Origin of the sequence: Roseicitreum antarcticum, from assembly GCF_014681765.1 — a bacterium.
Taxonomy (GTDB): domain Bacteria; phylum Pseudomonadota; class Alphaproteobacteria; order Rhodobacterales; family Rhodobacteraceae; genus Roseicitreum; species Roseicitreum antarcticum.
Map to the genome: position 1 here is coordinate 390,548 of NZ_CP061498.1, position 25,367 is coordinate 415,914.

General features: G+C 66.3%; 17 protein-coding genes, 2 pseudogenes and 1 riboswitch. Of the genes and pseudogenes, 8 read left to right on the forward strand and 11 right to left on the reverse strand.

The genetic code is table 11. The annotated features are described in order from the left end of the window. Positions 1 to 148 precede the first annotated feature (148 nt). The 3 genes and pseudogenes from cobM to cbiE all read right to left on the reverse strand — a co-directional run. Positions 149 to 925 (reverse strand): annotated as a pseudogene (cobM, locus tag H9529_RS01825) (precorrin-4 C(11)-methyltransferase); the annotation flags it as partial. Next, on the reverse strand, positions 922 to 1,593 hold the full coding sequence (locus H9529_RS21210; RefSeq protein WP_092885975.1) for a cobalamin biosynthesis protein: 672 nt from the start codon (positions 1,591 to 1,593) through the stop codon (positions 922 to 924). The pseudogene cobM and the gene H9529_RS21210, both read right to left, overlap by 4 nt. Further along, complete coding sequence (gene cbiE, locus H9529_RS01835) at positions 1,590 to 2,897, reverse strand: precorrin-6y C5,15-methyltransferase (decarboxylating) subunit CbiE (RefSeq protein WP_092885977.1); 1,308 nt, start codon at positions 2,895 to 2,897, stop codon at positions 1,590 to 1,592. Before cbiE ends, H9529_RS21210 begins: the two co-directional genes overlap by 4 nt. Positions 2,898 to 3,208: 311 nt before the next feature. Here cbiE and H9529_RS01840 point away from each other — a divergent pair, with 311 nt between their 5' ends. After that, positions 3,209 to 4,009 carry a cobalt-precorrin-6A reductase gene (locus H9529_RS01840; protein WP_397544883.1) on the forward strand — a complete coding sequence of 267 codons (801 nt, stop codon included), beginning with the start codon at positions 3,209 to 3,211 and terminating at the stop codon, positions 4,007 to 4,009. 143 nt (positions 4,010 to 4,152) lie between these two features. Here H9529_RS01840 and cobJ read toward each other — a convergent pair whose 3' ends face one another. The 8 genes from cobJ to H9529_RS01895 all read right to left on the reverse strand — a co-directional run bounded on the left by cobJ (position 4,153) and on the right by H9529_RS01895 (position 15,339). Then, positions 4,153 to 4,908, reverse strand: a complete 756-nt coding sequence (gene cobJ / locus H9529_RS01845; RefSeq protein ID WP_092885979.1) for a precorrin-3B C(17)-methyltransferase — start codon at positions 4,906 to 4,908, stop codon at positions 4,153 to 4,155. After that, positions 4,905 to 5,705, reverse strand: a complete 801-nt coding sequence (cobI, locus tag H9529_RS01850; RefSeq protein WP_092885981.1) for a precorrin-2 C(20)-methyltransferase — start codon at positions 5,703 to 5,705, stop codon at positions 4,905 to 4,907. The genes cobJ and cobI overlap by 4 nt, the downstream gene beginning before the upstream one ends. Next, positions 5,702 to 6,331 (reverse strand): precorrin-8X methylmutase, encoded by a 630-nt coding sequence (locus tag H9529_RS01855; RefSeq protein ID WP_092885983.1) that lies wholly within the window; start codon positions 6,329 to 6,331, stop codon positions 5,702 to 5,704. Before H9529_RS01855 ends, cobI begins: the two co-directional genes overlap by 4 nt. A gap of 71 nt (positions 6,332 to 6,402) precedes the next feature. Then, a complete protein-coding gene (locus H9529_RS01865; protein ID WP_092885985.1) occupies positions 6,403 to 7,824 on the reverse strand; it encodes a hypothetical protein in 1,422 nt (473 codons plus the stop codon). Beyond that, positions 7,821 to 12,158, reverse strand: coding sequence for a cobaltochelatase subunit CobN (locus H9529_RS20570; RefSeq protein ID WP_439822942.1), 4,338 nt, complete (start codon positions 12,156 to 12,158; stop codon positions 7,821 to 7,823). Before H9529_RS20570 ends, H9529_RS01865 begins: the two co-directional genes overlap by 4 nt. A 199-nt stretch (positions 12,159 to 12,357) precedes the next feature. Continuing rightward, positions 12,358 to 13,470, reverse strand: coding sequence for a cobalamin biosynthesis protein CobW (cobW, locus tag H9529_RS01885; RefSeq protein WP_092885987.1), 1,113 nt, complete (start codon positions 13,468 to 13,470; stop codon positions 12,358 to 12,360). Continuing rightward, a complete protein-coding gene (locus tag H9529_RS01890) occupies positions 13,463 to 13,873 on the reverse strand; it encodes a DUF1636 family protein (RefSeq protein ID WP_223814344.1) in 411 nt (136 codons plus the stop codon). Before H9529_RS01890 ends, cobW begins: the two co-directional genes overlap by 8 nt. Positions 13,874 to 14,056: 183 nt before the next feature. After that, a riboswitch (cobalamin riboswitch) is annotated at positions 14,057 to 14,284 on the reverse strand. Positions 14,285 to 14,571: 287 nt separating this feature from the next. Next, entirely contained in the window at positions 14,572 to 15,339 is a 768-nt protein-coding gene (locus H9529_RS01895) for an alpha/beta hydrolase (protein WP_092885989.1), read from the reverse strand. A gap of 249 nt (positions 15,340 to 15,588) precedes the next feature. Here H9529_RS01895 and thrS point away from each other — a divergent pair, with 249 nt between their 5' ends. The 7 genes and pseudogenes from thrS (at position 15,589) to H9529_RS01930 (ending at position 25,325) form a co-directional block, all read left to right on the forward strand. Next, complete coding sequence (thrS, locus tag H9529_RS01900; protein ID WP_092885991.1) at positions 15,589 to 17,592, forward strand: threonine--tRNA ligase; 2,004 nt, start codon at positions 15,589 to 15,591, stop codon at positions 17,590 to 17,592. Between the two features lie 258 nt (positions 17,593 to 17,850). Continuing rightward, a pseudogene (locus H9529_RS21295) lies at positions 17,851 to 17,988 on the forward strand (DUF2256 domain-containing protein); the annotation flags it as partial. A 613-nt stretch (positions 17,989 to 18,601) separates the two neighbouring features. Further along, positions 18,602 to 20,785: a malate synthase G gene (locus H9529_RS01910; protein ID WP_092886302.1), complete on the forward strand. Its 2,184-nt coding sequence runs from the start codon at positions 18,602 to 18,604 to the stop codon at positions 20,783 to 20,785. 532 nt (positions 20,786 to 21,317) lie between these two features. After that, positions 21,318 to 22,484 carry a putative lipid II flippase FtsW gene (gene ftsW, locus H9529_RS01915; RefSeq protein WP_092885994.1) on the forward strand — a complete coding sequence of 389 codons (1,167 nt, stop codon included), beginning with the start codon at positions 21,318 to 21,320 and terminating at the stop codon, positions 22,482 to 22,484. Positions 22,485 to 22,517: 33 nt separating this feature from the next. Then, positions 22,518 to 23,630 (forward strand): UDP-N-acetylglucosamine--N-acetylmuramyl-(pentapeptide) pyrophosphoryl-undecaprenol N-acetylglucosamine transferase, encoded by a 1,113-nt coding sequence (locus H9529_RS01920; RefSeq protein ID WP_092885996.1) that lies wholly within the window; start codon positions 22,518 to 22,520, stop codon positions 23,628 to 23,630. A gap of 10 nt (positions 23,631 to 23,640) precedes the next feature. Next, positions 23,641 to 25,059, forward strand: coding sequence for a UDP-N-acetylmuramate--L-alanine ligase (gene murC / locus H9529_RS01925; protein WP_092885998.1), 1,419 nt, complete (start codon positions 23,641 to 23,643; stop codon positions 25,057 to 25,059). Next, positions 25,056 to 25,325, forward strand: a complete 270-nt coding sequence (locus H9529_RS01930; protein WP_092886000.1) for a DUF2484 family protein — start codon at positions 25,056 to 25,058, stop codon at positions 25,323 to 25,325. Before murC ends, H9529_RS01930 begins: the two co-directional genes overlap by 4 nt. Positions 25,326 to 25,367: the final 42 nt, after the last annotated feature.

A 25,367-nucleotide genomic window follows, 5' to 3' on the forward strand; every position in this document is an offset into this window, starting at 1 on the left:
CGCTGACTGCGGGGGCTGGCTGGGGGTCTTTGCCTGCGTCGTCGCCTGAGGCGCTGCCGCGCCGGTTCGTGTGTATGGGGGCGGGAGATATTGCGCGGTCAGCCGCCGCAGCGGGCGCTGCATCTGTGCTGCCCTCGGCTTCTGGCATCCAGCCCTGCCACGGGCTGTCCGCTCCCTGGGGGCGATAGCGGCGGTCGTAATCGCCCGCGTAAAGGCGGCTGTCGTCAAATCCTTCGCCCGCCAGCGCCCGCCCGACGATGATCAGCGCAGTGCGTGCAATCCCCGGGCCGACCCGGCCAGCTATGTCGCCCAGCGTGCCGCGGATGATCTGCTGGTCGGGCCAACTGGCGCGGTAGACCACAGCGACGGGGCAGTCCGCGCCGTAGTCTGGCGTCAGTTCTGCCACCACTGTGTCGAGGTTCTGTATCGATAGATGCAGCGCCAGGGTGGCACCTGTGGCGGCAAAGTTCCGCAGGCTCTCACCTTCCGGCATGGCCGACGCGCGTCCCGGCGTGCGGGTCAGCACCACCGATTGCGCGAGGCCCGGCAACGTCAGTTCCGCCCCCAGCGCGGCGGCGGCGGCGGCAAACGACGGCACGCCGGGGGTAACGGTGAAGGGAACGCCCATGGCGCGCAGGCGGCGCAATTGCTCGCCCATCGCCGACCAGACCGACAAGTCGCCCGAATGCAGCCGCGCCACATCTTGACCTGTGGCATGGGCGCTGGCGATCTCTGCCATGATCGCATCCAGATCCATCGGCGCGGTGTTGACGATCTTTGCGCCTGGGGGGCAGTGGGCAAGCACGGCCAGCGGCACCAGCGAGCCCGCATAAAGGCAGACCGGGCAGGAAGCGATCAGGTCGCGCCCGCGCAGGGTCAGAAGATCCGGCGCGCCGGGTCCGGCGCCGATGAAATGTACGGTCATGTCGTGCTTTCGGGGTTGGTGGTGTGCCGTATCGCGTCGCCCGTGCCCATAGCATCGGGGGCTGGCCCAATCCCAAGCGCGAGCGCGCAAGTGGCTTTGCGGTCGCCTGAAACGGCGCGCGGGGCCAGCAGGCGTGCGCCGCTTCCTGCGGCGGCAAGTGCCGCCGCTTCGGCCACCGATCCGGTGCCGTATGCCGCCTGCGCAGCAGCGGAATACGTGGCGGTGGCCTGTGCGGCCAGTACGTCCGCAGCGACGCCATGCAGCGGGCGTGGCAACCGGCGGGCCAGGGCCTGCATGGCAGGACTGCCGACTTTGGTCTGCGCGGTTGCCAGCAGGTCGGGGCCGGTGGGGTGCCCGGTTGGGCGGTCGCTTGTGTGGTCGGCGGACGGTTTGACGCCGCTCGGTAGACCAGCTGCCGCCCGCTTTTCACCCGCCGATTGCTCCGCCGAAAGCTGCGTCTGAAGCGCATGAGAGCCCCGATCTCTTGGCCCACGATCCGCTGCACCATGCTCCGAAGTCGTCAGATCTTTGGTGCGGTCGGCATGTACCGTAGCAGTATCCGGGCCTGATGCAGGGTCAGGGCGCAACGCCGCCAGCGCGTGCGATAGCGCGCTATGCAGGCTTTCCACCGTGGCGTCCTTGCGGAACCCGAAACCCGCCACGATCATCGCGTGACACTCCATTGCACGATCGGATAGGCGGCCTTCCAGCCACGATGCCCTGCGGCCTTGGGTCCCAGGGTGCCTGCCTGGGCCAGTTCCACCCGCAACAAGTCCCCGCCGCGGGCTGCCTGCGCCGCGATCAGCAGCGCCTCTGACCCCAGGGTGACGGCATTTGCCACCACGCGGGTACCGGGGGGCAGGTGCTGCCACAGCCAGTGCAAGAGCGCGTCCGATAGCCCTCCGCCGATGAAGACGGCATCGGGCCGGGGCGCACCCGCCTGCATCAGCCCTTCCAGCGCGTCCGGCGCGCGGCCGTTGACCACTGCCAGCCGGTCCATGCCCAGCCGGTCGGCATTGGCACGGATGGTGGCGGCGCGGTCAGCGCGCGGCTCTATGCTGGTGGCAGCAAGGCGTGGGCCTGCCAGCAACCATTCAATCGCGATGGAGCCCGATCCTGATCCGATGTCCCACAAATGTTCGGCCCCGCGCGGCGCCAGCGCCGAAAGGGTCAGCGCGCGCACCGGGCGTCGGGTGATCTGGCCGTCATGGTCAAACCAATCCTCAGCCCGACCCGGGGCCAACGGCAGCACCGCGCCTGAGCCCGCGACCATCACCGCCACGCAGACCGGGTGGCGAAAGCCGCCCCGTGGAATCGCGCCCGATGCAACGCCGGGCAGGGCGCTGGCAGATGCGCTTTCCTCTGCGATGGGCGGCGCATCGCACAGCGCATCTGCGGTCACATCTGTGCGCCGCTCAGACATGCCGCCGACGCTTTCCAGCACGCTCACGCTGGATGCGCCAAAGCCCGCCTGATGCAGATAGGCTGCCAGATCGTCCACTGACGCCCCGTCACGCAAAAGCGCGATCAGCCGCACACCCGGGTGCAGCGCGGGGCGCAGCCGGGTCAGGGGTGCGGCATGCAGCCCGAAACACCCAACCCCCTCCAGCGCCCAGCCCATGCGCGCTGCGACCAGCGTGAAGATCGCAGGGCCGGGCAAGGCGTGCCATTCCCCGGGCGAGAGGTGCCGCGCCAGCACCGACCCTGCGCCAAACCAGAATGGATCGCCCGACGCGAGGACCACCACCCGCCGCCCGCGCAAGGCCAGAAGCGGTGCAATGCCATCGGCAAAGGGGACGGGCCACCGGATCTGTTCTGCGGATACCGCTGGCAACAGCGCCAGATGCCGCGACGCACCCATGACGATCTCGGCGCGTTCCAGCGCGGCGCAGCCTGCAGGCGTCAGGCCGTCAGGCCCGTCCTCGCCCAGACCGAGGATCGTCAGCCAAGGGGTGGTGGAGGTGTCACGCATGGGCTGTGCCCTCAAGTTTGCCTTTGGCAGAGGATCCGCAGCGCGTGCCCGCTGCCATGCCGGTTTCGGCACGCATAGGCGTCAAGCGGCGTGCGGGTGCCACGACACCTTGTCTGTTCGAATCCGGACCGCTGATAGCCTTCCGTGCCTTTGCAAAGCGGCGCGGCATGACGCCAGAGCTGTAGCGTGATCGTCGGGCTGTTGGTTTTGCGACCTGACCGATGGGACGCCGCCCCGGCAAGATTTTCGCGTCTGATGGCGCGCAACTGCTTGCAGCCCGAAGGCCCCCCGGTGCAATCATGGCGGAAGCGATGAAACCCAGCAACGAGGGGCGGAACATGGGCGACGCGACATCAACCATTGTGCAGAACCTCCTGATCCTTGGCGGCACGACCGGGGCAACGGCGTTGTGCGCCCGTCTGGCCGAATTGCAAATCCCCGGCACGATCTCTTTCGCGGGTCGCGTGCAGCGCCCAGTGCGCCAGCCGTTGCCACGACGGGTGGGCGGGTTTGGCGGCGTCGACGGGCTGGCAACCTATCTGCGCGACCATCGCATCACCCATATGGTGGATGCAACGCATCCCTTCGCCGCGCAGATGAGCCGCCATGCCGTGGCCGCCTGCGCGCAGGCAGGCGTGCCGCTGATCGCGCTGACCCGCCCGGCGTGGATGCCCGCGCCGGGCGACCAATGGACCCGCGTGCCCGACATTGCAGGGGCGGTGGCAGCCCTCGCCCGCCCGCCCGCCCGGGTCATGCTGGCCGTGGGGCGCATGCATCTGGCCGAGTTCGCGCCCAATCCGCAGCACGACTACTTGCTGCGGCTGGTCGATCCGCCCGAAGTGCCGCCGCCCTTTCCCCGCCATCATATCATCGTGGACCGGGGGCCGTTCACCATTGCAGGCGATCGGGCCCTGATGCAGGCCCATGGAATCGAGATGGTAGTGTCGAAGAATGCCGGTGGCGCGGGCGCTGTGGCCAAGATCACGGCGGCCCGTGAACTGGGTCTGCCGGTCATCATGATCGACCGCCCCGCGCTGCCCGCCCGCACCGAGGTCTATGACGTCGAGGCCGTTCTGGAATGGCTGGGGGATCGGGAAGCGCCGCAGTTCTAGGTGTGATCGGGCGCAGCACCTCCAGCTTGCGCTGATGCGCCCGGATCGGGCCGTGGCGGCGCTGGTCACGCCGCGTGGCGCCAGAATTAGGCGCCCGGCGCCTGCATCGCTGCCGGACCCGCGCGTGGGGCATCCCGTCCATTTCATCGCGTCACCGAACGCGGCGTGTAGACCCATGGCGCGCGCCCTGGCCGCGCGATGATCCGCGTGGCAGACGATCCGACGATGACCATTGTGCGCATGTCGGCCATCTCGGGGCGGCATTCGGGCAGGGGTATGACGCTTATGACTTCTGCCGGGGTCGATACCGCGCGCGCGAAGATCACTGGGCGCGCGTCGCCGCATGCCTCATTGAGCACTTCCAGCGTGCGGGCAAAGCCTTCGGGGCGCGACGCCGACCTTGGGTTGTAGAAAGCCATGGCGAAATCGGCCTCTGCCGCCAGCCGCAGCCGGGCTTCGATCACCGCCCAGGGCTTCAGGTTGTCGGATAAGTTGATGGTGCAGAAATCATGTCCAAGTGGCGCGCCCGCCCGGGCCGCCGCAGCCAGCATCGCAGTGATGCCCGGCAGCACCTGGATATCCAGCGCCCGCCATTCGGCCGGCCCTGACTCCAACACTTCGAACACCGCCGAGGCCATGGCGAAAACGCCTGGATCGCCTGAGGACACGATGACCACCCGCGCCCCCGCCTGCGCCATTTCCAGCGCGTGGCAGGCGCGGTCAGCCTCGACCCTGTTGTCGCTGGGATGCAGCGTCAGGCCCGGACGGGTGGGGATGCGCGCCACATAAGGGATATAGCCGACGACATCGGTTGCCTGCGCCAGCGCTGCCGCTACCTGCGGCGTGACCATGGCATCCGCGCCCGGGCCAAGCCCCGCGATGGTCAGCGTCCCGTTCACGGCCGTCGCCCCTGTCCATGCACGATGACGATCGAGAAATAGGGCGTCACCCGGCCCGCCGCCTGCGCCAGCGGCACCACATTCTGGTCGGCCATCGCGGCATATTCCACCAGCCATGCGGCGTCATAGCGGCCCGCAGCCTGCAGCGCGCGGCGGACCTTATCGATATTGCGTCCGATCTTCATCACCACCAGCGCATCGGCGCGGCGCATGTGTTCGGTCAGCACATCCTCGGGCAGAGTGCCCATCAGCACGCTTAGCACATCATCGCCCCAGGTCACCGGCAGACCCGTCGCGGTCCAGGCCGCCGACATGCCGGTGATGCCGGGCACCACCTGCACCGGCACGTCATCGCGCAGCCGGGAATAGAGGTGCATGAAGGAGCCGTAAAAGAAAGGATCCCCCTCGCACAGCACCACCACATCGTCGCCGCCCTGTGCCAACCCGCGCAGATGCGCGGTGCAGGTGGTGTAGAAGTCAGACAGCAGCGCGTTATATCGCGGATCACTCAGCGGGATTTCGGTGGTAACGGGGTATTCCATGGCATATTCCACCACGCCCGCGGGCAGCATGTCTGCCACGATGCGCCGTGCCTGCCCCGCGCGCCCCGCCTTGCGGAAGAACGCCACATGGCGCGCACCGCGCAGCAACCTGTCTGCGCGCACGCTCAGAAGATCAGCCGCGCCGGGGCCAAGGCCCAGCCCATAGATGGTGCCGGGCGCCGTGGCCGTCGGCTTGGTGTCGGTTGCCGTCTTGACGGCTGGCGGGGGGCCAGCGACATCCTGAGGCGCGGTCATTCGGCACGGCTCGCAAGCGCGTTGAGCGCGGCAACAGTGATTGCGCTGCCGCCCAGCCGTCCCTGCACGATGCAGCACGGCACCGGCTGATCTGCCCATAGTGCATCCTTGCTTTCAACGGCACCCACGAACCCCACCGGGCAACCGATGATGGCGGCGGGGCGCGGGCAGGCGGGGTCTTGCAGCATGTTCAGCAGATGAAACAGCGCGGTCGGTGCATTGCCGATTGCCACCACCGCCCCCGCCAGGTGCGGGCGCCACAGCTCCAACGCTGCCGCCGACCGGGTGTTGCCCAGCATCGCCGCAAGGTCGCGCACATTGTCCTCATGCAGGGTGCAGATGACCCTGTTATCGGCGGGCAGGCGGGCGCGGGTGATGCCCTCGCTCACCATGCGCGCATCGCACAGGATCGGTGCGCCTGCGGCAAGTGCGGCGCGCGCCGCAGCGCTGAAGCCTTCTGAAAAGCGGAGGTAGGGTGCCAATTCTACCATACCCGCAGCATGGATCATCCGCACGGCGATGGGTTCGTCATCGGGGGTGAAACGGGCCAGTTCGGCCTCGGCCCGGATGGTTGCGAAAGACTGGCGGTAGATCGCCGCGCCGTCGGTCTGGTAGGTATGGGTCATTTGTGGTGTTCCGGTTGGGCGTGCGTATGAGACGGTGGGCAGGCAAGTGGCGTTGGTTTGCTCGGCATGGCTCAGGGCAACAGATTGTGGTTCAGAAGGTCATCGGCTGTCAGTCCCGTTTGGGTGGCGGCATCCCATGCATGGCCGTTTTCCACAAGGTCAAAGCGCCCATCGCGCCCCACCAGCGTCAACCCCGCCGCTCGCGCCCGGGCGCAGCCCTTGGCGCAGCCAGAGACATGCAGCCCCGGCATTAACGCGCTAGGACTGCTCGATCGCATGCGAGAAGGCGCTTGATCGCCACACTGATCGACCTGACGGCGTTCGCCTTGACCGAAATCCAATGCAGTGGCTGGGTCGTCCGGGGGCATGCCTGCGCCCGGCATCTCGGCGGCAGGCAAGTGCGCCAGCGCGCGGGCAAGGGGCCGGGTCTCGACGGTTGCCTGCGGGCAGAACGGCGCCCCGGGGCAGGCGTCGATGCCGCGCAGCGGGTCTGCGGGGGTGGTTATGAACGGCGCGGCCTGTGGCATCTGCGCGGTCCCTTCCAGCAAGAACAGCCGCCAGGGCGTGACACGCAGGGCGACAATCTGCTGATCGGCATGCAAATGCCGCGCCAGTTCTGTGGCGTCTATCTGGCCAAAGGCGGCACCGACCAGCGGGCCAAGGGGCGTCATGCCCACATCTGGCATCTGTTCGGCGGTGGATGCGCCGGGTGCCTGTGCTGCGCCTTGCAGGGCGTTCAACTGCGCAGGGGCGCGTGGGGCAATCGCCTGTTCCCTCGTCGCCTCGTCCGCCGCTGCGTTGGGATGTGCACCAACCTCCGCTGCGGCAACCGCCGCTGCTGAAAGCGGCGCGGTGGTCGTCCATTCCGGGGGAAGCGGGTGGTTGGCGACAACGTCGGCCATGCGGCGATGCGCAGTCGTGCGGTGCCGGTCGAACCACTGCGCCAACTCGATCAGCGCGGGCATTGCGCCCGCTTCTGTCACCGCCCGGCCATGGGTGCAGCCTGCGGCACGCAAGATCAGGACATCCGCCCCACGCTCCAACCGGAAATCGGCGCTGTCAGCCTGCAAAAGGGGCACAGGTCCGGTGTCCACCGCAAAACCTACCTTGGCAGGCAGGCCGGGAAGGGCAGCGAGGGTGTTCAGCAGTGCCTGCGTAAGCCGGTCGGTCAGGTCGCCTGGCTCCCAGAAAGGCTGCACAAGAATGTTGCGCCGCCCCTCAAGGGCTGGGTCTTCATCCAGCAGCCGCAGGGCGGATAGCCCAGCGATGAGTGCTGGGTGGTCACCCTCAGCCACGCCGCGGATTTGCAGATTGGCGCGGTTGGTCAGGTCCATCGTGCCGTTGCCATAGCGCCCGGCCAGATCGCACAGGCCCAGCATCTGCGCGCGTGTCAACCGGGCATGGCGCGGGCGCACCCGCACCACCAACCCGTCGCCCGACAGCATCGGGCGGTAGGCGCCGGGGCACCAGCCCTGGACCACCGGCGCGCTCATGCGCGGGCACCCTTGGGTGCGAGCGACCCGCCCGCACCTTGCCTGTCCGAGGTGCCGCCTTGCGTAGCGGGCACCCCAACCAGATCGCGCGATGTGTCCGGCGCGTCCGGCGCTTGCAGATCGCCCGCCGTTTCCGCATCGCTGGGCCGTTCCAGATTATATGTCCCCCCTGGATCGCTCTCCGTTTCCGGAAACCCGGGCCCTTCGATATCGCCCATCGCTTCCACTTCGGCGCGGATAGAGTTCCGCCGGGTCTGCCACAGCCCAGCCTCCAACAGCGCGGCAAAGCGATCTTGCATGGCGCGGCAGGCGGCGGGGTTGACGTCTTGCAAAAAGGCGCGCGTCGTGGGGCAGCCCAGCGTGGCCTCATGATAGAGGTCGAACAGATGCGGGCCGACAACACCCGCCAGATGCGCGAAAGCCGCCATATGCTCCAGCGTCGCGGCGATTTCGGCCGCTCCCCGGAAACCATGTGGGCGCATGCCCGCGATCCAGTCGGGATTGGCGGCGCGGGCCTGCACGACACGGGCGATTTCTTCGCTCAGCGCCCGGGCGCGGGGCGTGTCGGCGCGCGTCGTATCCATGTGATAAAGCCGCGCCCGTCCGCCCGCGACTCCCTGCGCTGCGGCAAAGCCCGCCTCATGCGTGGCATAATCGGCAGCCATCAGAAGGTCGGTTTCGGGCAGGTCTTGCAGGTGCACAAAGCTGTCCGCCGCCGCCACGCGGGCGCGAATGCCTGCGTCGTCGCGGGTGGCGCTGTCACCTTCCAGTGCGAAGGCCGACGCGTTGAGCCATGCCGCCCCCGCCGCAGCGCGGCCCTCATCGCTGTAATCTTCCAGCGCCGCCCCTGCGCCCAACCCATAGCTGCCCGGTGCCGGGCCGTAGACGCGGAACAAATTAGGGTCGCGTGGGGCGGTGTTGGTATCGCTGCCGCTTTCCGCCCCTGCGTTGGCAGTGGTTGCACTGCCCGCAGCGGTGCCGTTTGGACCTCGATCGCTCTGGTCGCTAGAAGGTTGAAGCCTCGGCGCTGGCATTTGGGCACCTGGTCCAGTCGCATCCAGTCCCTCGGCATCGGGTTCTGCGGCGCCTGACTCCGTATCTGGCGAACTGCCAAGGCCTACAAAGGGGTTCCAGTCCGGCGCTTCATCGCGTGCAGCCAGCGCCCGGATGGCGGTGGCGAACAGCGTCGACAGCGAGGGGAAAACGTCGCGGAACAGGCCCGAGACGCGCAGAGTCACATCGACGCGCGGGTGATCCAGTTCGGCGATCGGGATGACCTCGATCCCCGAGACACGCTCGGACCCTGCATCCCAGACCGGGCGCACGCCGATCAGGTGCAGCGCCATCGCAAATTCCTCACCCGCCGTGCGCATGGTGGCCGAGCCCCAAAGGTCAACGATCAGCGCCCTTGGCCAGTCGCCCTCGTCTTGCAAATGGCGGCGTACCAATTCCGCACCAAGCTTCACCCCCTGTGCATAGGCGGCCCGGCTGGGCACGGCGCGCGGGTCGGTGGTGAACATGTTGCGCCCGGTTGGCAGCACATCGACGCGCCCACGATAGGGCGACCCTGACGGCCCCGCCGCAATCCGCCGCCCGTCCAGCGCGTCCAAAAGCGCGGCACGCTCGGCCCGCACAGCGCTGCGGGTGTCGAGGGGCGCGTGGCTAGTGGGGCGCGTAGCGTTCCCTGCAGCGCCCTGGGGATCAGTGCCCGTGCTTCCGGTACTTGCCGCGCCGACACCTGCGTCTACCGATGGGCTTTCTCCGCCATCGCTGCTTGCAACAAAGGCGCCGGTGGCCATGGTCTGCACCGGATCACGGCCCCAGACATGCAGCCCCACCCCGAATTGGCTTTCCTTCACGTCACAGACAAAGCGGTCGATGCGCGTGATCGCCTCAGCGGCGCAAGTGGCGTCATCGAGGCCCAGATCACCCTCGACCCCCAGCGCCTGCGCCTCGGCCCGGATGCCGCCTTGCAGACGGTCGCGGCGTTTCGGGTCCAGCCCGTCGGCGGTTGAGAATTCGTCCAGAAGCGCCTCCAGCCGTGCCAACCTGTCAGGCGTACGGCTGGCGCGCAAGGGTGGCGGGATATGGCCCAGCGTGACTGCACCGATCCGACGCTTGGCTTGCGCGGCCTCGCCGGGGTCATTGACGATGAACGGATAGATGACGGGCAGGGGGCCAGTCAGGACCTCTGGCCAGCAGGTATCTGACAGGGCCACGGACTTGCCCGGCAGCCATTCCAGCGTGCCATGCGCGCCGATATGCACCATCGCGTCGGCGTTGGTCTGGAGCCAAAGGTAGAAGGCCACGTAGGCGTGGCGTGGGGTGCGCGAAAGGTCGTGATAATCGTCTCCGCGGGTCCGCGGCGTGCCGCGTTCGGGTTGCAGCGCGATCAATGTCTGGCCGGTCTGCACGGCGCTGAAGTGGAACGCGCCCGCGCGGCAGTTGGGGTCTGCTTCGGCTGAACCCCATGCCGCTGTCAGGTCGTCGCGCAGGGATTGGGGTAGACGGGCCAACGCGGCGCGGTAGGCGGTCAGCGGCCAGCGCAGGGTCTGGCTTTGCAGGGTGCGCGTCAGATCGGGGCGCGGGATGGCCTTGCTGTCGCGCGCATCTTGGGGTGCGGCATCGTCTTGTGCAAGACCGTTCGCGCTGACGGTCGGGTTTCTAGGCGCGTGCAGCGCGGCAGCGGGTGCCGCAGCACGCGCGGCTTGGTGAGTGTAATGTGCCGCGCCGCCCGCAGCGCAGTTGACGCCATGTTTGGCTTGGGCGCCGCGCAGCGCCTCAGGGCCGACAAGGGCCCAGCTCTGACCCGCCGTCGCCGAATTGTCGGTTGCTGCGCCTGCAACGTTTGCGTCCGCAGAACGGGCCTTGGTGCTCCTGTTGTCAACGCTGCGACCTTCCGCTTCGCCGCCGTCCATAATACCACCTTCGGGGATATCGGCGCGCCCGGACACCGTACTCTGGTCTGTGACTTGCACGCTTGATGCGGCTCGGACTTTACCCGTCCCAGCACCCGCGCGCGCGCCGGAGGTTTCCCCGACGTCATACCCTGCGCCGTGCAGATCTTCCAAGATCGCGCGGGCCGAGGCGGGGGCGTCGAGGCCCACCGCATGGCCCATGTTCCAGTCGCGCCCCGGATAGGTGGACAGGATCAGCGCCACGCGTCGGCGGGACACGGGTTTGGCCGCCAGCCGCAGCCAGCCGTCCACCCGGGCCACGATAGCGCGGATGCGCGCGGGATCGGGCTGATGCGCTCGTCTTGCGAATTGCAGATGCGGGTCGCGGGTACCGGGTTCCTTGAACGAGGCAACGCCCGTCATGATACGGCCATCCACCTCGGGCAACACGACGTGCATGGCCAGATCGGCAGGCGACAGGCCGCGCGCCGCAGCCTCCCAGGCTGCGCGGTCCGATGTTGCCAGCGCCACCTGAAATACCGGGACGCCGGGCCCATCGAGCGGCGACGTGCCGTCATCCCCCTTGCCGCTGAAAGCCGTGGCATTGACGATGGCGCGGGGGGCAAAACCTGTCAGTTGGCGGCGAAGCCAGCCTGCCGATTGCGGCTCTTTAAGCGAGGGCACGAAAAGCGTCAGCACGTCATAGCCTTGTGCGATGAAGGCCGTGTGCAGCGCAGCGACGGGGGCCAGATCGGCAGCCACCAGATAGCTGCGGTAGAAAACAATGGCGATGCGGGGCCGGGCGGCAGGCCGCGCTTCGGGTTGGGCAATTGGCAGGGCCTGAGGTTGGTGGAACAGCACCGGACAGGCCACGTCATGATTTGGCGACCATGCGCCCACCGGGGGCAGGTGTTTCGCCCCCCGCACCGGCCCGGCATAGAGGCCCGCCGCCAGCGCTAGCTGCGCCAGTGCGGCCTGAGCTGCGATCGCCCCACCTGTGTCACACAGCGCCTGCAGGCGGCGCAGGGTGGAAACCGGCAGGGTGGACATCGCATCGAGCCGTGGGTCGGCGCGTCCGTCGGCTGGCAGGACGGCCAGTGCAATGCCGCGCGCCTGAGCCTGCGCGCGGACCTGCTGCAGCCCATAGGACCAGTAGGGCACGCCGCCGATCAGCCGGATCAAGACACCCTTGGCCCCGCGGAGGGTTGCATCGACATAGGTATCCACCGACAGCGGATGCTTCAGCGCCGCCAGATTGGCCAGCCGCAGCGTTGGCAGTCGCCCCTGCACCCCGCCACCCGCATGCCACCCGGCAGCAAAAGCGCCAAGGTCGCTGTCGGAAAACGACAGCACGACCAGATCCGCCGGGGTCTGGCCCAGGTCGGTCGGTGTATCGGCCTGATCGAGGCCGTGGCTTTCGCGAAAGATGACGTGCATTGCGGGCTTTCGGCTGGGCTTTCGGCGGAGGGCGTTTCGGGGTGTTTCAGCCTTCTGTTTAGGTAAGGGCGTGGCAATCCGTTGGATGTCTGTTGCGGTGTAGGTGCGGCGCGGGTGGATACCGAACCGGCCCGGCGCGGCCCACCCTACTGATCGCCTCGATGCAGAACCTGCGCCGGGGCGGCATGTGGCGTTATGGTTACGACATTGCGTCCGCCACAGCGTTTTGCCCCATGTTCTTCAGGGCGGCATGGATCGCCGCAGGGTCGATATCGTCATGCTCGGCGATGACCACCAGACGGCCGCGCCGCGCTTCGCCCGCGCCCCAGGGGCGGTCGAATTGCTGGCGCACCCGCGCGCCGACTGCCTGTACCAATAGGCGCATGGGCTTGCCCGCAACGCTGGCGTAGCCCTTGACCCGCAGGATGTTGTGGTCGCGCGCGAGTCCTTCGATAGCAGCAACCAGATGCGCGGGATCGGCCAGTTCGGGGATATCCACCACGATGCTCTCAAAATCGTCATGGTCGTGGTCATCATCGGCCCCGTCGTGATGGCTGGGCCGCGCCGCAAGGTCGTCCTCGGCAGCGGCACCAAGCCCGAGGATGATGCGTGGGTCCACCGCGCCCTCGGTCACTTCGATCATCGGCAGCGGACGGGGCGTTTCCGCCGCGATCAGCGCGCGGGCGCGCGCCACGCCGTCCGGTCCGGCAAGGTCGCATTTGGTCAGCAAGATGATGTCGGCGCAGGCGATCTGATCCTCGAACACCTCGGACAGAGGGGTCTCATGGTCGAGGCTGTCGTCAGCCAATCGCTGGGCATCCACGCGGGCCACATCGGGCGCGAAGCGACCATCGGCCACCGCTTCGGCATCCGCCAGGGCAATCACACCGTCCACTGTGATGCGTGAGCGGATATCAGGCCAGTCGAAGGCCTTCAGCAACGGTTTCGGCAGCGCCAGGCCCGAGGTTTCGATCAAGATGTGATCGGGGCGGGGCGTCAAGGCCATCAGCGCCTCAATCGTGGGGATGAAATCGTCGGCGACGGTGCAACAAATGCAGCCGTTGGCCAGCTCCACGATGTTTTCCGCCGGGCAGTCGGGGATGGCGCAGCCCTTGAGGATCTCGCCATCCACGCCGACGTCGCCGAATTCGTTGACCACGACGGCAAGGCGCCGCCCGCCGGGATTGGCCATCAGGTGGCGGACCAGCGTTGTCTTGCCAGATCCCAGGAAGCCAGTGATGACGGTCACCGGAAGTTTGGCGAGGGCCGAGGGGGTGGGGCCTGCGGGTTTGGGGGCGGTTGCGTCAGTCATGGGCGATATCCTTGGTTGCAGGGCGTGGGGCCGAATTGACAGATGGGGCAGCGGGTGGGGCTGTAAAGACCGGCGGCAGGCGGGCGACACAATTGCGCTTGAAATGCTCGGGCCGCTCGCGCCACGGGATTAGGCCGTCAGCGGTGGCGTGGTAGCGTCGCGCGCCGTCCACGACCATATCGGCCTGCGTGTTGGCATCGACATTGCCAAAGACATAGGACCAGCGTTCGCCGCCGCGCAGCGCGATGGTGCAACCCGCGTCGCAGTTTTGCAAACATTCGACCGCATGCAGCCGGATCCCCAAGCCCAGATCGCGCGCTGCCAGATCGTCGAACAACAACTGGCCGGGGCGGCGGGCATCTTGTGGCACCTCCTGTCCGCTGCGGCATTTGACGCAGACCATAAGGTCTGTTTCGGGCAGCGGCACGGCGGTCCCGAAAGGGGCGCCAACACCCGGCTTTTGCGCTAGATCGTCCATCGGCTTCACCCTTCGTGCATTCGGGCGCGGGCAGGGTGGCGGGGTAGGGTCCGATCCCTGCAATCAGGGGCGCGGGCGCACATCCCGACACCAGAACACCCCGTCCGGTTTCGTCCAATCCTGTTGGCAGGTCTCCCGGCTTGCGGATTTCGGCGGGCTGCCCTTGATGGGGGAGCTGGCCTGCGGCTGTCCTGCCTTCCCAGTCCGGTCGGACCAGTGGCTGCGGGCAACCTTTCCGGTTACGGTCGCGGGGGCGGCTGTGCGCATCGCCTGGGTCGGAGACTGCACATTCCCTTTTCACCTGCTCGCGCAGGCACCAACGTGTTCGGTGGTGCCTTGAACCGGCGGAATTGTCAAGCGCAAGCGCGGATGCGCCCGCCTGTGTCAGTGGGGACAGCACGGGTAAAGATTGCACGGGGTTGGATCACAAGGGCCGGTGGCGCCGCATCCCCGCGGCGCGATTTCAGCGGTCGCCCTGCAATCTGTACGCCCAACGCACCGACAGGGGGCAGTCCTCGAAAAGGATACATGTTGTGACGCCCAAGCGTCGGGCCCGCCCCAGACGCATATGAACCGGCCTTAACGCTCTTTGGCATCCTGCCCAGCAGGCTGCTTTTGCGGTGTCAGACCGACTCTATCGTCTCTGTAATGAGCAACAGGCAGGCCGGGTCTGAAAAGCGGTGGTCGGCGCCTTGCACCAGCGTAAGGCGGATGTCTGGCCCGGCTGCGTGATCCAGCAGCCGCAGTGCGGCCGCAGGCACCACATCGGTGTCCGCAGTGCCTTGCAGCAGGCGCACAGGGAAAGGCAGCGGCAGGGCGGTGCGCAGCACCAGATGGTCGCGCCCATCCTCGATCAGGCGGCGGGTGATGATGTAGGGCGTCTCGGAATAGTCCGAAGGCAGGGCGATCTGCCCGTCGGCCATCAGGGACGCGCGCTGGGGCGTGGTGAACGTCGCCCACATGCTGTCTTCAGTGAAATCGGGCGCGGCAGCGATGCCGATCAGCCCCGCCACGCGGTCCGGCAGGCTGCGTGCCAGTAGAAGCGCGATCCAGCCGCCCATGGACGAACCGACGAGGATCTGTGGCCCCGCAGTGAGCGCGCTCAGCACCGCGCGGGCGTCAGCAAACCAGTCGCCGATCGCCCCCTCCTCGAAGGTGCCGGAGGACTGGCCGTGACCAGAATAATCGAACCGCAGGAAGGCGCGGCCGTGCTTGCGCGCCCATTCCTCCAGATGCAGCGCCTTGGAGCCGTTCATGTCGGACCTGAACCCACCTAGAAAGATCACGCCGGGGCGGGTGCTCTGGTCTGGCGTGGCGGGGAGTTTGTGGTAGGCGATCTGGCGACCATCAGGCGTTTCCAAGCGTTGCGGGGGGGGCGGATGGTCGGACATTGCGAAACTCCTCTCGGGGCGGGTGTGCGCCCGGGTTTACCCCTGTGGCGCTATTGCCAGACCATAACCGATCCGTCGCGCGGGTGACAGGGCGCGTGGGCGCGCGCGCCGGTCTTGTGTCGTTACCCCTGTTGCCCGACAAGGCCTTCTGGGCGCTTGACATTGCCTGCAATTTTGCGTCATCACGCCTTTGAAATAAACCCGCAACCGGGCGCACCCGTAGGCGCCAAAACGACGAGGATGCCCACGATGGCCCAGATCACCCTGACTTTTCCCGATGGCAATGCGCGCAGCTATGATGCGGGCACAACGCCTGCTCAGGTGGCCGAAAGCCTGTCAAAGTCGTTGACGAAAAAGGCGATTTCAGCCACGGTGAACGGCGCGCACCATGATCTGCAATGGCCGATCAACGCTGACGCCAGCATTGCCATTCATACCATGCAAGATGACGCCCCCGCGCTGGAACTGATCCGCCACGATCTGGCGCATATCATGGCACGCGCGGTGCAAGAAATCTGGCCCGATGTGAAGGTCACCATCGGCCCGGTCCGTGACCACGGCTGGTTCTATGATTTCGACCGGGCCGAGCCGTTCACGCCCGAGGATCTGGGTGAGATCGAGGCGCGGATGAAAGCGATCATTAACGCCCGCGATCCCGTACGCACCGAGGTCTGGGACCGCGCCCGCGCCATCGAACACTACAAGGCCGCTGGAGAGCCGTTCAAACTGGAACTGATCGACCGTATCCCGGAAGGCGAGCCCTTGCGCATGTATTGGCACGGGGACTGGCAGGACCTTTGCCGCGGCCCGCATCTGCAACATACCGGTCAGGTGCCTGCCGATGCGTTCAAGCTGATGAATGTCGCGGGAGCCTACTGGCTGGGTGACAGCACGCGGCCCATGTTGCAACGCATCTATGGCGTGGCCTTCCGCAACCGCGATGACCTCAAGGCGCATCTGCACATGCTGGAAGAGGCCGCGAAGCGCGACCATCGCCGCCTGGGCCGCGAGATGGACCTGTTCCACATGCAGGAGGAAGCGCCCGGACAGGTGTTCTGGCACCCCAACGGTTGGAAGATCTACACGACGCTGCAAGATTACATGCGCCGCCAGCAGATGCGCGACGGCTATGTCGAGGTGAACACGCCGCAGGTCGTCAACCGCAAGCTGTGGGAAGACTCGGGCCACTGGGACAATTATCAAGAGAACATGTTCATCGTCGAGGTTGACGAGGAACACGCCCGCGAAAAGACCATCAACGCGCTGAAACCGATGAACTGCCCGTGCCATGTGCAAATCTATAACCATGGGCTGAAATCCTACCGCGACCTGCCGTTGCGCATGGCCGAATTCGGATCTTGCAACCGCTATGAACCCTCGGGCGCGCTGCATGGCATCATGCGGGTGCGCGGCTTTACCCAAGACGATGCACATATCTTCTGCACCGAAGATCAGATCGAGGCGGAATCGAAGAAATTCATCGACTTTCTGTCGGGCGTCTATGCCGACCTTGGCTTTGACAACTGGCGCATCAAACTGTCCACCCGGCCCGAAAAGCGCATTGGCTCCGATGAAAGTTGGGACCGGGTCGAGGCCGCGCTGGGCAATGCCTGCCGCGCAGCAGGGTATGAGTATGAGCTGTTCCCCGGCGAGGGCGCGTTCTATGGCCCGAAGCTGGAATTCGTGCTGACCGACGCCATCGGGCGCGACTGGCAATGCGGCACGCTGCAGGTGGACCCCAATCTGCCGGAACGGCTGGGCGCAACCTATATCGGCATGGACGGCGCGAAACACCGGCCAGTGATGCTGCACCGCGCGGTGCTGGGTAGTTTTGAGCGCTTCATCGGTATGTTGATCGAGAACTTCGCGGGCAAGCTGCCGTTCTGGCTGGCGCCGCGCCAGGTGGTCGTGGCTTCGATCATTTCGGATGCTGACGCGTATTGCACGCAGGTTTGCGCGGCGCTTCAAGCCGCCGGTGTCCGGGCCGAACTGGATTTGCGCAATGAAAAAATCAACTACAAGGTGCGCGAACACTCGTTGGGCAAGGTGCCGGTCATGCTGGCTATCGGTGCGCGCGAAGTGGCCGAGGGCACGGTGTCGGTCCGTCGTCTGGGGACCAACATGAACCAGGCCATGGTGATGCAAGATCTGGTAGATAGTTTGGCGCTGGATGCGATGCCACCTGATTTGCGGCCCGCTGATGCCGCGGCCTCGCCCTCTGGCGCCGTGACGCAGGACCAATCGGCGCAATAGGCACCTGAACATCTGGGCCGATCCGGAATGGCGTGGCCTCGATGTGGTCTGACGCGGGGTTGCTTCGGACATGTAAAACATGGTGACGACGGCTTGCACGCGCGGCACCTGATGGGGCGGCACCTGTGGCAAGGGTGCCTGTCCCTACCTTTTCAGTCCCGGCACGTGATGACCGGTTGATACCCGGCGCGTTGCGCTATGTCTGCCATTTGTCGTGCAACACCCGCACAGGCCGCCAGATACGCCCCGGACCCGCCCATGCCCCGCCAGATACGAAAATCCGAGTTGCCGCAAAAGACCTGCGCCACTTGCGGCTTGCCATTCAGTTGGCGCAAGAAATGGGAGAAGGTCTGGGATGAGGTGCGGTATTGCTCCGACCGATGCCGCGCCGGGCGTGGGCGCGGTGCGGCACTGCCTGGGACTGAATCGCGTGACGCCACTAAACAACAGGCTGACATGCCTGGGCGGGCTGGCGCGGGCGATGTCGGGATGGGCAGGGCGGGTGGCACTGAGGCCGGTCGCGACAGGAGCGGCAAGTGGCCGCGCCGATAATCGCGCCAGTATGTAGCCCGCCCCTTGGCGGCTGACCCTTGCACGCGACGCCGCCTCGGCTGTCGGCACTGCGCGTGCCTCGCCCAGTCCCGGCCCTGCGGCTGATGATTGGACGCCGTCGCGCGGCGAAGGCATTGCGGCGCAAGGCGTCGCGGGCTTGCCGGGGCAGCGCGCTCCGCCTCCGCCAGATGCCGCAGATGATGCGCACCTTGCCTTTCGCGCCATACCATGGTGTTTTCCCGGTCGTGCCGTCGGTGGACGGTTGATCTGTCGTGCGGGCGGCGCTATTTGCCAGAAGCAAGTCTGTTGCGTATGCCGTTGTATGCGGGCTGCGGGCGGGCGAGGAGGCAGACCCGAAGCGCTGCGCGGCACCACAGGGAAGGGGCCGGACGGCGCCTTTGGCAAAAAAAGGGTCCCGGACGGGACGGGATAACGCGATCAAAGGGTGGAGATGCGGATGAACAACTATGTCGAACATGCAGGCTTGTCAGTGGATCGCCACTTGGCGAAGTTCATCAACACGGAGGCCTTGCCCGGCACCGGGGTTGATGCGGAGCACTTCTGGACCGCGCTGGCGGGTTTGATCGACCGTTTCGGCCCCACCAATCGTGCGCTTCTGGCGCAGCGCGCCGAGATGCAAACCGCCATTTCCGACTGGCATCTCCAGCGCCGCGGCACCCCGCATGACGCACAGGCCTACCGCGCATTCCTGAACGAGATCGGCTATCTGGTTCCCGAGGGGCCAGATTTCCAGATCGAAACTGCTGGCACCGACCCCGAGATTGCCACTATTCCGGGCCCGCAACTGGTGGTGCCGGTGCTCAATGCCCGCTACGCGTTGAACGCTGCGAATGCGCGTTGGGGATCTCTGTATGATGCGTTTTACGGGACGGATGCCCTGGGCGATGGTCCGGCGCCCGCAGGCGGGTTCGACGCCGCGCGTGGAGCGCGCGTCGTGGCCCGCGCCAAGGGGTTTCTGGATGAAGCCGCGCCGCTGGCGCGTGGCGGGCATGCAGATGTGACCGGCTACCGTGTCAGCGATGGTGCCTTGCAGCCCGCGCTGCGCGACCCCGCGCAATTCGTAGGCTATGACGGTCCCGCGCACCGGCCCACTGCGATTGTACTGCGCAACAACGGGCTGCATGTCATCATCGACATCGACCCTGCCCACCGCATTGGGGCGGGCGACCCGGCGCATGTCGCTGACATCCGGTTGGAATCGGCGCTGTCGGTCATCATGGATCTGGAAGACAGCATCGCGGCTGTGGATGGGCCCGACAAGGCGCTCGCCTATGCCAATTGGCTGGGCCTGATGCGTGGCGACCTCACAGAGGTGGTACGCAAGGGCGGCACAGACATTACCCGACGCCTGAACCCCGACCTGCACTTCACTGGTCCGGATGGCGGCACTCTGGTGCTGAAGGGCCGCGCGCTGATGCTGGTACGCAATGTAGGCCACCTGATGACGACGCCTGCCGTGCTGGACCGCAACGGCGATGAGATGCCCGAGGGCCTTCTGGATGCCATGGTGACGACGCTTTGCGCGCTGCATGATCTCCAGCGCGCGGATGCGTCAACCGCCCTACGCAACTCGACCACCGGCTCGGTTTATGTGGTGAAGCCAAAGATGCACGGCCCCGCCGAGGTAGCCTTTGCAGATGCGGTCTTCGGCGCGGTCGAGGATGCGCTGTCCCTGCCGCGCGACACCGTGAAGCTGGGCATCATGGACGAGGAACGCCGCACCTCGGCCAACCTCAAGGAATGTCTGCGCGCGGCGAAATCGCGGGTGGCCTTCATCAACACGGGCTTCCTGGACCGCACCGGCGACGAGATCCACACCAGCATGGACGCAGGCCCGATGGTGCCGAAATCCGAGATGAAATCGGCTGCCTGGATCAGTGCCTATGAGGATCGCAATGTCGATATCGGGCTGGCCTGCGGGCTGCGGGGCCGGGCGCAGATCGGCAAGGGCATGTGGGCCATGCCCGACCTGATGGCCGACATGCTTGCGCAGAAGATCGCGCATCCGCGCGCGGGCGCTACCTGCGCCTGGGTGCCCAGCCCCACGGCGGCGACGCTGCATGCCACGCATTACCACAGCTACGATGTACAGTCTCGGCAATCGGAACTGGCCGATGCATTGGCGGCTAACGGTCCGCGCGCCACTCTGGATGAGCTGCTGACCCCGCCGCTTGCCCTTGGCCGCAACTGGGCCGAGGTTGATCTGATGGCCGAGGTCGAGAATAACGCGCAGGGCATCTTGGGCTATGTGGTGCGCTGGGTCGATCAAGGCGTCGGGTGCTCAAAGGTGCCCGACATCCATGATGTGGGCCTGATGGAAGACCGCGCCACCTGCCGGATTTCGGGGCAGGCGCTGGCCAACTGGCTGCACCACGAGGTTGTGTCGCGCGACCAGGTTATGGCAGCGATGAAGAAAATGGCCGCCGTGGTGGACCGGCAGAATGCGGGCGACGCGGCCTATACGCCAATGTCGCCGGCGTTGGATGGACCGGCGTTTCTGGCCGCCTGTGATCTGGTGTTCGAAGGGCGCAACCAACCTTCGGGCTATACCGAGCCCGTGTTGCACGCCCGCCGTTTGCAACACAAGGCCGCCCGCCCACCGGTAGGCTGGGGCGGTTGAGGGCAGCGCGCTGGCCCGACCGTTCGCCGCTGGCCCGCGCCTTGGGCAAGCGCTGGCCAAGGGGACTCGCTGTGGCGGTTGATTGCGCAGCCTGAGTTCGGGCGCGCATATCCCTGTGCGGGTCCGACTTGCTTGCTGTACGCGGCGGATCAAGAAGCCCGCCACGTCAATGATCTGTGGCAGACCGCTTTGCCCTGTGGTGGGGCGGGGTGGATTTGGGGAATACCCCTGCGCGTGAGAATGCAACGCCGCCGTTGCGTCAATGGGTGTCCTGCGTCAGGCGCTGTGCGGCTGCACGCGGACCCCGTGCCTAGGCGAGCGGTGCCAAATAGCCTGCGGTGTCTTTTCGCCCACGCGTCTTGGCAGTGCCCGCAGCAGGGCTGGAACTGACCGACCCGTTGCCGCGATTAGGCGCCTGCGCAACCCACCGCCTGATCACTTATTTCTGTCTGGTCAGATGCACGCAAACCGGGTACCCTTTGATACACAGACCCGGAAAACGGGCGGTATCTGAGGTTGATCGGGGCAGATCATGACGGAAATGGTGTATGGCACCGCGCCGATGCGCGTGGGCGAGCCTGTGATTCCACGCTGGTGGCGCACGGTGGATCGCTGGACGTTGTCTTGTGTGCTGCTTTTGCTGTGCGTGGGCGTCTTGCTGGGGCTGGCCTCCAGCCCGCCGCTGGCCGCGCGCAACGGCTTGCCGCCCTTCTACTATGTGCAGCGGCAGTTGTTCTTTGGCATCATGGCGGTGATCGCGATGGTGGTAACCTCGATGATGTCGCCGGACAGCATCCGCCGCCTATCGGTGTTGGGGTTTTTTGCCACAATGCTAGCGCTGATATGCCTGCCGTTCCTGGGTACCGATTTCGGCAAAGGCGCGGTGCGTTGGTACAGCCTTGGTTTTGCCAGTGTGCAGCCGTCTGAATTCCTCAAGCCCTGCCTTGCCGTGTTTGCCGCGTGGATGATGGCTGCAGGGCAAGAGATAAATGGTCCGCCGGGCAAGGCACTGTCACTGGGCTTTACGGTGCTGGTCGTGGGTCTCTTGGCGATGCAACCTGATTTCGGGCAGGCAGCACTGGTCTCATTCACATGGATGGTGATGTATTTCGTGGCGGGGGCACCGCTGGTACTGCTTCTGGGGCTGGCAGGGCTGGCGGTGTTCGGGGGTTTTCTGGCCTACAACGGGTCCGAGCACTTCGCCCGCCGCATCGACGGCTTCCTGTCGCCCGACATCGATCCGCGCACTCAGATGGGCTATGCCCAGAACGCGATTCAAGAGGGCGGTTTCTTTGGTACCGGCGTGGGAGAGGGGCAGGTGAAATGGTCGCTGCCTGATGCCCACACCGATTTCATCATCGCCGTCGCTGCCGAAGAATACGGCCTGATCCTGGTGCTGTTCATTATCGCCCTCTATGCCACAATCGTGCTGCGCAGCTTGCACCGCCTGACGCGGGAACGGGATGTGCTGATCCGTCTGGCTGGCACGGGGCTGATCACGCTGTTTGCAACGCAGGCCATGATCAACATGGGCGTGGCGGTGCGGCTGCTGCCGTCCAAGGGGATGACGTTGCCGTTTGTGTCCTATGGCGGGTCGTCGCTTATCGCTGCGGGGATCGGGCTGGGGATGTTGTTGTCGCTGACCCGGCACCGGCCGCAGGGCGAGATCGGTGACATTTTGCTCAAACGCGCGCGCTGATATAGACTGCATGCAGGATTTGGGAGCCATCTGATGGGGAAGACGCCACTTTTGCTGATCGCGGCGGGCGGGACCGGCGGGCACATGTTTCCCGCGCAGGCGCTGGCCGAGGCGATGCTGGCGCGCGGCTGGCGGGTGAAGCTGTCGACCGACGCGCGCGGCGCGCGCTATGCGGGCGGCTTTCCGTCGGCGGTGGCGGTGGAACAGGTCAGTTCGGCGACTTTCGCGCGCGGCGGGCTGGCAGCAAAGGTGATGGTGCCGCTGCGTATCGTGGCGGGCGTAGTGGGTGCAGGTGTGCGGATGCTGATGGACCGACCGACAGTAGTGGTGGGTTTTGGCGGCTATCCGTCGATCCCGGCGCTTGGGGCGGCGTGGATCTTGCGCTGCCCGCGCCTGATTCATGAACAGAACGGGGTGCTGGGCCGCGTCAACCAGATCTTCGCGCCGCGCGTCGATGCGGTGGCCTGCGGCACCTGGCCGACCGAATTGCCTGCCGGTGTGCAAGGCGCCCATACCGGCAATCCGGTGCGCGCTGCGGTGTTGGACCGTGCGGGCGCGGGCTATATCGCGCCGGGCGATTACCCGATGGACATGCTGGTCATGGGGGGCTCGCAAGGGGCGCGCATCTTGTCAGATGTGGTACCTGCTGCGATTGGGGCTCTGCCTCCCGCGCTGACCCGCAATCTGCGCATCGCGCATCAGGCCCGGCCCGAGGATGGCGACCGCGTGATCGCCGCCTACAATGCCGCAGGCTTGGTGGCCGAGGTTGCACCGTTCTTCGACGATATTCCGCGCCGCCTCTCCGAATGCCAATTGGTCATCAGCCGTGCGGGTGCCAGCAGCGTGGCCGATATCAGCGTGATCGGCCGACCGTCGATCCTGATCCCGTATGCGGCTGCGACCGCCGACCACCAGAGCGCCAATGCCCGTGGGCTGGCCGAGGCTGATGCCGCCGTCGTCATTCCCGAACGCCTGCTGACGCCGCAGGTGCTGACCGACCATATCGCCGCCATCCTGGGCTACCCCGAAGCCGCCGCGCATATGGCGCAGAACGCGCTGTCCTGCGGGTTGCCCGACGCCACTGAGCGGCTGGTGGTGATGGTCACCGCCCTGGCCGAGCGCGCAACCCCGCCCGCATCACATTGAAGGAGACCGCATGAACGCCGCTGCGACCAAACTGCCCACCGATATCGGGCCGATCCATTTCGTCGGCATCGGCGGGATCGGCATGTCCGGCATCGCCGAGGTTCTGATGACTCACGGTTATCGGGTTCAGGGGTCGGACCTGAAGGGGTCCGCCATTACTGACCGGCTGGCCACGCTGGGTGCCGAGGTATTCGTCGGTCAGCGGGCAGAGAATCTGGGCGATGCGGCAGTGGTCGTGGTCTCGACAGCAATCCGGGCCGACAACCCCGAACTGGTGGCGGCGCGCATGGCGGGCCTGCCGGTGGTGCGCCGCGCCGAGATGCTGGCCGAGCTGATGCGCCTGCGCTCCAACGTCGCGATCGGTGGCACGCATGGCAAGACCACCACCACCACCATGGTGGCGGCACTGCTGGACCGGGGCGGGCTGGACCCCACGGTCATCAATGGCGGGGTAATCCATGCCTATGGTTCGAACGCGCGGGCGGGAGCGGGCGAATGGATGGTGGTCGAGGCGGATGAATCCGACGGCTCATTCAACCGGCTGCCCGCGACGATCGCGATCGTCACCAATATCGACCCCGAACATATGGACCATTGGGGCAGTTTCGATGCGCTGCGCCGCGGCTTCTACGACTTCGTATCGAACATCCCGTTCTACGGGCTGGCGATCTGCTGCACCGATCACCCTGAAGTGCAGGCGCTGGTGGGCCGGATTACCGACCGCCGCGTGGTGACTTTCGGCTTCAACGCGCAGGCCGATGTGCGTGCGATCAACCTGCGCTATGTGGCGGGTGTGGCGCATTTCGACATCGCCCTGCAATCCGAAAGCGTGGTGATCGAGGGCTGCACCCTGCCAATGCCGGGCGATCACAATGTGTCGAACGCACTCGCCGCCGTGGCTGTGGCACGGCATCTGGGCATGAAACAGGCTGAGATCCGCGCGGCGCTGGCCGCGTTTGGCGGGGTCAACCGCCGCTTCACCAAGGTTGGCGAGGTCGGCGGAATCACGATCATCGACGATTATGGCCACCATCCGGTGGAAATTGCTGCTGTGCTGCGCGCCGCGCGGCAGGCCTTGGGGGAGGGGAGCGGCCGCGTGATCGCGATCCACCAGCCGCACCGCTACACCCGCCTTTCATCCTTGTTCGAGGATTTTTGCAGTTGCTTCAATGATGCGGATGTGGTCGGCATCGCGCCGGTCTACGCTGCGGGTGAAGACCCGATTGCGGGTGCTTCGCGCGATGATCTGGTGAATGGCCTGATCGCGCATGGCCACCGCGCCGCGCACGCTGTCACGACCGAGGATGATCTGGAGGCGCTGATCCGTCGCACTGCACGCCCCGGCGACATGGTGATCTGTTTGGGCGCGGGCACAATCAGCGCCTGGGCCAGTGGCCTTGCTGCCCGATTGCAGGCGGTTGCGGCATGAACCTTTCGCTCGGCCTTCTGGCTGTCTGGGTCGTGGCCGGGGCGCTGACAGTGCCGCGCTGGCATCGCGCGGGCGCATTTTTCCTTGTGCTGACCGGCATCCCGCTTCTTGGTATGGTGACATACCAGAACGGGCCGGTTCTGGGGCTGTTGGCCATGGTCGCGGGGATGTCGGTGCTGCGCTGGCCCGTTGTCGCTCTGGGTCTTTCGCTGGAAAAGCGGCTGCGCGCGCTGGCCATGCGCTATAGCCTGTCGGTTTTTCGCTGAGCGCGCTCGCTTGCACTCGGTGTGCATCGCTCCAGCCTTGTA

Coding starts and splice junctions, on each gene's coding strand:
- H9529_RS01920 (WP_092885996.1), top strand. CDS start 22,518: ATGGGGAAGACGCCACTTTTGCTGATCGCGGCGGGCGGGACCGGCGGG.
- H9529_RS01910 (WP_092886302.1), top strand. CDS start 18,602: ATGAACAACTATGTCGAACATGCAGGCTTGTCAGTGGATCGCCACTTG.
- cobI (WP_092885981.1), bottom strand. CDS start 5,705: ATGACCGCGCCTCAGGATGTCGCTGGCCCCCCGCCAGCCGTCAAGACG.
- H9529_RS01895 (WP_092885989.1), bottom strand. CDS start 15,339: ATGTCCGACCATCCGCCCCCCCCGCAACGCTTGGAAACGCCTGATGGT.
- cbiE (WP_092885977.1), bottom strand. CDS start 2,897: ATGCGTGACACCTCCACCACCCCTTGGCTGACGATCCTCGGTCTGGGC.
- H9529_RS20570 (WP_439822942.1), bottom strand. CDS start 12,158: ATGCACGTCATCTTTCGCGAAAGCCACGGCCTCGATCAGGCCGATACA.
- H9529_RS01865 (WP_092885985.1), bottom strand. CDS start 7,824: ATGAGCGCGCCGGTGGTCCAGGGCTGGTGCCCCGGCGCCTACCGCCCG.
- murC (WP_092885998.1), top strand. CDS start 23,641: ATGAACGCCGCTGCGACCAAACTGCCCACCGATATCGGGCCGATCCAT.
- thrS (WP_092885991.1), top strand. CDS start 15,589: ATGGCCCAGATCACCCTGACTTTTCCCGATGGCAATGCGCGCAGCTAT.
- H9529_RS01840 (WP_397544883.1), top strand. CDS start 3,209: ATGAAACCCAGCAACGAGGGGCGGAACATGGGCGACGCGACATCAACC.
- H9529_RS01855 (WP_092885983.1), bottom strand. CDS start 6,331: ATGACCCATACCTACCAGACCGACGGCGCGGCGATCTACCGCCAGTCT.
- H9529_RS21210 (WP_092885975.1), bottom strand. CDS start 1,593: ATGATCGTGGCGGGTTTCGGGTTCCGCAAGGACGCCACGGTGGAAAGC.
- ftsW (WP_092885994.1), top strand. CDS start 21,318: ATGACGGAAATGGTGTATGGCACCGCGCCGATGCGCGTGGGCGAGCCT.
- H9529_RS01890 (WP_223814344.1), bottom strand. CDS start 13,873: ATGGTCTGCGTCAAATGCCGCAGCGGACAGGAGGTGCCACAAGATGCC.
- H9529_RS01930 (WP_092886000.1), top strand. CDS start 25,056: ATGAACCTTTCGCTCGGCCTTCTGGCTGTCTGGGTCGTGGCCGGGGCG.
- cobW (WP_092885987.1), bottom strand. CDS start 13,470: ATGACTGACGCAACCGCCCCCAAACCCGCAGGCCCCACCCCCTCGGCC.